Source organism: Pseudomonas sp. CG7 (genome assembly GCF_023701885.1).
Lineage (GTDB): Bacteria > Pseudomonadota > Gammaproteobacteria > Pseudomonadales > Pseudomonadaceae > Aquipseudomonas > Aquipseudomonas zanjanensis.
Genome location: NZ_JABAEE010000079.1, coordinates 22,220 through 28,714, shown reverse-complemented (window position 1 = coordinate 28,714; position 6,495 = coordinate 22,220). Strand labels below are relative to the sequence as shown.

Genomic DNA, 6,495 nt, shown 5'->3' with positions numbered 1-6,495 from the left:
CGCTCCCCCCCCACCATCGTCATCCTCCCGCCCTGACTCTATGGTTTCGCCCCCGGGGGGGGGCGGGGGTGAGGGGCCTGGCGGCGATGCCACGGCAACGTCCATTGGGCCAGGGGCATCTGCTGCGGCCGTTGCTCGATGTGTCCCGCGTGGAGCTGGAAGCCTATGCGGCGCAGCAAGGCTTGAGCTGGATCGACGACCCGTCCAATGACGATCACCGGTACGCGCGCAATTACCTGCGCCAGCGGGTTTTTCCGATGCTGGCCGAGCACTGGCCGCAAGCCTCGTCAACCCTGGCTCGCGGCGCAGCGCACATGGGCGAGGCCCAAGGCTTGCTGGACGACTTGGCGCGGATCGCCCTGGCCCAGGCCGCCATCCCGTGTGCGTTCGACTGGCTTGGGTTGCAATCCCTGGCGCTGGCGCCTTTGCGGGCGTTGTCGCCGGCCCGTCCGCGCAATGCCTTGAGCCACTGGCGGGCGCCGCTGACCCTGCTGCCCGACAGCGATCACTGGGCGAGCTGGGATGCGTTGCGCGATGCCGCGGACGATGCCCGGCCAGTCTGGCGCCTGGCCGGCGGCGAGTTGCACCGGGCCGGCGGGCGGGTCTGGTGGTTATCCGACCACTGGCTGTCTTCGCCGCCAGGCGCCGTCGCCTGGGCGGATCCGACGGTTGCGCTGCGCTTGCCGGGCAATGGTCAGCTGGTGCTCAACGGCAAGCCGCCTGCGGGACCGCTTAGCGTGCGCTATCGTCAAGGCGGCGAAGTGATGGTGCTACCTGGCCGTGGTCATCGTGATCTCAAGCGTTTGCTCAACGAAAAGGGCGTGCCGGCGTTCGTTCGCGACCGATTGCCGCTGCTCTATCAGGGCGAGCAATTGCTGGCGGTGGCCAACCTGGCCGGCCTCGATGCACAGGCTGATGGCAGTTGGCAATTGATCTGGACGCCAGGAAACCAAGATCTGGGTTTGCGCTGAAAGGGGCTTTCCGGTAGACTACGCTCCGTTCTTGATACAACTTCTGTGGATTCGCCTGAATTGCAGGAGTTGCCGATTACCAAGCAGTCTTTGCTGGGCGATTCCAAAAAATGTGTAGCGAGCAACGTACCGGTGATTTCACTTCCGGGCTGTCCCAACGCGGCGGTTTTTTTGAAAGGTGCACTGTGATTAATGCAGGTGAGCGGGGGCTTCGGCCTTCCTTCGCTTTCCCCGGCGGCTCGGACCGCTTTAACGCAGACTTCTAGGGTTTTTCATGACGCGCTACATATTCGTCACGGGCGGTGTTGTTTCTTCATTGGGGAAAGGCATTGCCTCGGCTTCATTGGCGGCCATCCTGGAGGCGCGGGGACTTAAGGTCACCATGCTCAAGCTGGACCCGTACATCAACGTCGACCCGGGCACCATGAGCCCGTTCCAGCACGGTGAAGTGTTCGTCACCCACGACGGCGCCGAGACCGACCTGGACCTGGGCCACTACGAGCGGTTCATCCGCACGACCATGACCCAGAACAACAACTTCACCACCGGCCGTGTCTACGAACACGTGCTGCGCAAGGAACGTCGTGGTGACTACCTGGGCGCGACCATCCAGGTCATCCCGCACATCACCGACGAAATCAAGCGCCGCATCATCAAGGGTGCCGGCGACGCCGACGTGGCGATGGTGGAAATCGGCGGTACCGTGGGCGATATCGAGTCCCAGCCGTTCCTCGAAGCCATCCGCCAGTTGCGTTTCGAAATCGGCGCCAAGCGCGCGATGCTGATGCACCTGACACTGGTGCCGTACATCGCCACCGCCGGCGAAACCAAGACCAAGCCTACCCAGCATTCCGTCAAGGAACTGCGTTCCATCGGCCTGCAGCCGGACGTGCTGATTTGCCGCTCCGATCACCCGATCGACATTTCTTCGCGCCGCAAGATCGCCCAGTTCACCAACGTCGAAGAGCGCGCGGTCATCGGCCTGGAAGACGCCGACACCATCTACAAGATCCCGGGCATCCTGCATTCCCAAGGCCTGGACGACTTCGTCGTCGAGCGTTTCGGCCTGCAATGTGCCGGCGCCGACCTGTCCGAATGGGACGCCGTGGTCGATGCCAAGCTCAATCCGGAACACGAAGTCACCATCGCCATGGTCGGCAAGTACATGGAGCTGCTGGACGCCTACAAGTCGCTGATCGAAGCGATGAGTCACGCCGGTATCAGCAACCGCACCAAGGTCAACCTGCGCTACATCGATTCCGAAGACATCGAGAACCAGGGCACCGGCCTGCTCGAAGGCGCCGCTGCGATCCTCGTGCCGGGCGGCTTCGGCCTGCGGGGCGTGGAAGGCACGATCACCGCCGTGCAATACGCTCGTGAAAACAAGGTGCCTTACCTGGGGATCTGCCTGGGCATGCAAGTGGCGGTCATCGAGTTCGCCCGTATCGTGCTGGGCTGGAAAGCCGCCAACTCCACCGAATTCGATCGCGCCAGCGGCCATCCGGTCGTCGGCCTGATCACCGAGTGGGAAGATGCCACCGGCGCCGTGGAAGTGCGTACCGAAAGTTCGGACCTGGGCGGCACCATGCGTCTCGGTGCCCAGGAGTGCCTGCTCGAAGCCGGCTCCAAGGTGCACGATTGCTACGCCAAGGATGTGATCGTCGAGCGTCACCGTCATCGCTACGAAGTGAACAACAACCTGCTGCCACAACTGATCGAGGCCGGCCTGAAGATTTCCGGTCGTTCCGGTGACGGCGCGCTGGTGGAAGTGGTCGAGTCCCCGGACCATCCATGGTTCGTCGCCTGCCAGTTCCACCCCGAGTTCACCTCGACGCCACGGGACGGTCATCCGTTGTTCAGCGGTTTCGTGAAGGCCGCTTTGGCTCAACACCAGAAAAAGGCATAAGACGATGGCCCAGAAAATCATCCGCGTCGGCGATATCGAGATTGCCAACGACAAGCCCATGGTGCTGTTCGGCGGCATGAACGTACTGGAAAGCCGCGACATGGCGATGCAGGTCTGCGAGGAGTACGTGAAGGTCACCCAGAAACTGGGGATCCCTTATGTGTTCAAGGCCAGTTTCGACAAGGCCAACCGCTCGTCCGTGACGTCCTACCGTGGCCCGGGCCTGGAAGAAGGCATGCGAATCTTCCAGGACATCAAGCAAGCCTTCGGCGTGCCGATCATCACCGACGTCCACGAGCCTGCCCAGGCCGCGGTCGTCGCCGAGGTCTGCGACATCATCCAGTTGCCGGCCTTCCTGTCGCGCCAGACCGACCTGGTGGTCGCGATGGCCAAGACCGGCGCGGTGATCAACATCAAGAAGGCCCAGTTCCTCGCGCCCCAGGAAATGAAACACATCCTGAGCAAGTGCGAAGAGGCTGGCAACGACCAGTTGATCCTCTGCGAGCGTGGTTCGAGCTTCGGTTACAACAACCTGGTGGTGGACATGCTCGGCTTCGGCATCATGAAGCAGTTCGAGTACCCGGTGTTCTTCGACGTGACCCATGCGTTGCAGATGCCTGGTGGTCGTTCCGACTCCGCTGGCGGTCGTCGCGCCCAGGTCACCGACCTGGCCAAGGCCGGTATCAGCCAGTCCCTGGCAGGGCTGTTCCTCGAGGCCCACCCCGATCCGGACAACGCCAAGTGCGACGGCCCTTGTGCCTTGCGCTTGAACAAGCTGGAACCTTTCCTGTCTCAGCTCAAGTCCCTGGATGAGCTGGTCAAGGGTTTTCCGACGATAGAAACCGCGTAACGCGGTTTTCTCCGGTAAAGTACCGCTCGATTATCGCTCTGGCCTGCTGGCCGCACTGCTCTTGTGGGAGCATGGCTTGCCAGCGATGGTGCCCTGAGGCCTCCATCGCCGGCAAGCCGCGCTCTTGTGGCGAGGGAGCTTGCTCCCGCTGGAGCGCGAAGCGCTCCCATTCGGTCTCTTGACTGAATCGCAACTGAGAGCGAGCACGTTTTCTGCAACGTTCTAGTCAACTTTGGAGTGTTTACAACAATGGCAAAAATCGTCGACATCAAAGGTCGTGAAGTTCTCGACTCCCGTGGCAACCCCACTGTTGAAGCGGACGTGCTTCTCGACAACGGCATCATCGGCAGCGCATGCGCGCCGTCCGGTGCTTCCACTGGCTCGCGCGAAGCGCTGGAGCTGCGTGATGGCGACAAGAGCCGTTACCTGGGCAAGGGCGTGCTCAAGGCCGTTGCCAACATCAACGGTCCGATCCGCGAACTGTTGCTGGGCAAGGACCCTGCCGACCAGAAAGCCCTCGATCACGCGATGATCAAGCTCGACGGTACCGAGAACAAAGCCACCCTGGGTGCCAACGCAATCCTCGCCGTGTCCCTGGCCGCCGCCAAGGCCGCCGCCCAGGACCAGGACCTGCCGCTGTACGCGCACATCGCCAACCTCAACGGTACCCCAGGTGTCTATTCGATGCCGGTGCCGATGATGAACATCATCAACGGCGGCGAGCATGCCGATAACAACGTCGACATCCAGGAATTCATGGTGCAGCCGGTTGGCGCCAAGACCTTCTCCGAAGGCCTGCGCATGGGCACCGAGATTTTCCATCACCTCAAGGCCGTGCTGAAAGCCCGTGGCCTGAGCACCGCCGTTGGCGACGAAGGCGGTTTCGCACCGAACCTGGCGTCCAACGAAGACGCGTTGAAAGTAATCTCCGAAGCCGTGGCCAACGCTGGCTACAAGCTGGGCACCGACGTCACCCTGGCCCTGGACTGCGCCGCCAGTGAGTTCTACGAAGACGGCAAGTACAACCTGTCCGGCGAAGGCCAGGTGTTCACCGCCGAAGGTTTCGCCGACTACCTCAAGGGCCTGACCGAACGCTACCCGATCATCTCCATCGAAGACGGCCTGGACGAGTCCGACTGGGCCGGCTGGAAAATCCTCACCGACAAGATCGGCGAGAAAACCCAGCTGGTGGGTGACGACCTGTTCGTGACCAACACCAAGATCCTGAAAGAAGGCATCGACAAGAAGATCGCCAACTCGATCCTGATCAAGTTCAACCAGATCGGCACCCTGACCGAAACCCTGGAAGCCATCCAGATGGCCAAGGCTGCCGGCTACACCGCCGTGATCTCCCACCGCTCCGGTGAAACCGAAGATTCGACCATTGCCGACCTGGCCGTGGGCACCGCGGCAGGCCAGATCAAGACCGGTTCGCTGTGCCGCTCCGACCGCGTTTCCAAGTACAACCAACTGCTGCGTATCGAAGAGCAGTTGAATGGCAAGGCCAAGTACAACGGTCGCGCCGAGTTTCGCGGTTAAGCGGTAAATGGTAAAAAGACAGCGGGTTAGGTCGTAAAGGTCGCCATGACGGCGGTTTTGCCTCTAACCTGATGCCTTATCAAGCACAAGCCTGGGTTCTCCAGGCTTCGTGCTATCAGACGCTTCAAAGTTTGGCATGGCGGTCTTTTTTCACTGGATACCTGATATTCGATGCGCAGTCCCAATTGGTTGTTTCTTGTCTTGCTCCTGTTGCTGGCCGGCCTGCAGTACCGCCTGTGGGTGGGTAATGGCAGCCTGGCGCAAGTGGCCGACCTGACTCAGCAAATTGCCGATCAACACGCTGAGATCGAGGCGTTGCTGGAGCGTAATCGGGTGATGGACGCCGAAGTGACCGAGTTGAAAAAAGGCATGGAGACCGTTGAAGAGCGGGCTCGTCATGAATTGGGCATGGTCAAGGAGGGCGAAACCCTCTACCAGTTGGCCCAATGAGCATTCGTCTACCGGCCTTCTGGGCCGTGATTCCTGCCGCGGGCGTTGGTGCCCGGATGGCCGCCGACCGTCCCAAGCAATACCTGCAGTTGGGCGGACGGACAATTCTCGAACACAGCCTCGGCTGTTTCCTCGATCACCCTACCGTCAAGGGGGTGGTGGTCAGCCTTGCCCACGACGATCCTTACTGGCCGACCCTGGCCTGCGCCAACGACACACGCATCCAGCGCGTCGACGGTGGCGAGCAGCGTTCGGATTCGGTACTCAATGCCTTGTTGCATCTTCACGAGCAGGGCGCCGATGATTTCGATTGGGTGCTGGTGCACGACGCCGCCCGGCCCAACCTGTCCCGGGACGACTTGGACACATTGCTTGGCGAGTTGGCGAACGACCCGGTTGGCGGCTTGCTGGCCGTCCCGGCGCGGGACACCCTCAAGCGCGTCGACAAGCATGGCCGTGTGCTGGAAACCGTTGATCGCAGCGTGATCTGGCAAGCCTACACGCCGCAGATGTTCCGCCTCGGTGCCTTGCATCGGGCCCTGGCCGACAGCTTGGTGGCGGATGCGGTGATTACCGACGAAGCCTCTGCCATGGAATGGGCGGGGCAGGCGCCTCGGTTGATCGAAGGGCGCTCGGATAACATCAAGGTCACCCGGCCGGAAGACCTGGAGTGGTTGCGTCAGCGGTGGGCGAATCGGCATTAAGCTGGATCTGTTTGCTCATTGGATCGTCATCGTCTGGGCCGGCGCCATCGCGAGCAAGCTCGCTCCCACAGGGTT

Annotated in this window: 6 protein-coding genes; all 6 read left to right on the top strand. The window is 61.6% G+C overall.

The window, feature by feature from the left end:
- Positions 1-971: tRNA lysidine(34) synthetase TilS (gene tilS / locus HGO40_RS24945; RefSeq protein WP_250965189.1), on the top strand; the 971-nt coding region annotated here is incomplete at its 5' end.
- Positions 972-1,245: 274 nt separating this feature from the next.
- Positions 1,246-2,877, top strand: coding sequence for a CTP synthase (pyrG, locus tag HGO40_RS24940; RefSeq protein WP_250965188.1), 1,632 nt, complete (start codon positions 1,246-1,248; stop codon positions 2,875-2,877).
- A gap of 4 nt (positions 2,878-2,881) precedes the next feature.
- Positions 2,882-3,727: a 3-deoxy-8-phosphooctulonate synthase gene (kdsA, locus tag HGO40_RS24935; protein WP_053118876.1), complete on the top strand. Its 846-nt coding sequence runs from the start codon at positions 2,882-2,884 to the stop codon at positions 3,725-3,727.
- A 249-nt stretch (positions 3,728-3,976) separates the two neighbouring features.
- Positions 3,977-5,266 (top strand): phosphopyruvate hydratase, encoded by a 1,290-nt coding sequence (eno, locus tag HGO40_RS24930; protein WP_013692387.1) that lies wholly within the window; start codon positions 3,977-3,979, stop codon positions 5,264-5,266.
- A 171-nt stretch (positions 5,267-5,437) separates the two neighbouring features.
- On the top strand, positions 5,438-5,716 hold the full coding sequence (gene ftsB / locus HGO40_RS24925) for a cell division protein FtsB (protein ID WP_250965187.1): 279 nt from the start codon (positions 5,438-5,440) through the stop codon (positions 5,714-5,716).
- Positions 5,713-6,420, top strand: coding sequence for a 2-C-methyl-D-erythritol 4-phosphate cytidylyltransferase (ispD, locus tag HGO40_RS24920; protein WP_250965186.1), 708 nt, complete (start codon positions 5,713-5,715; stop codon positions 6,418-6,420). Before ftsB ends, ispD begins: the two co-directional genes overlap by 4 nt.
- Positions 6,421-6,495: the final 75 nt, after the last annotated feature.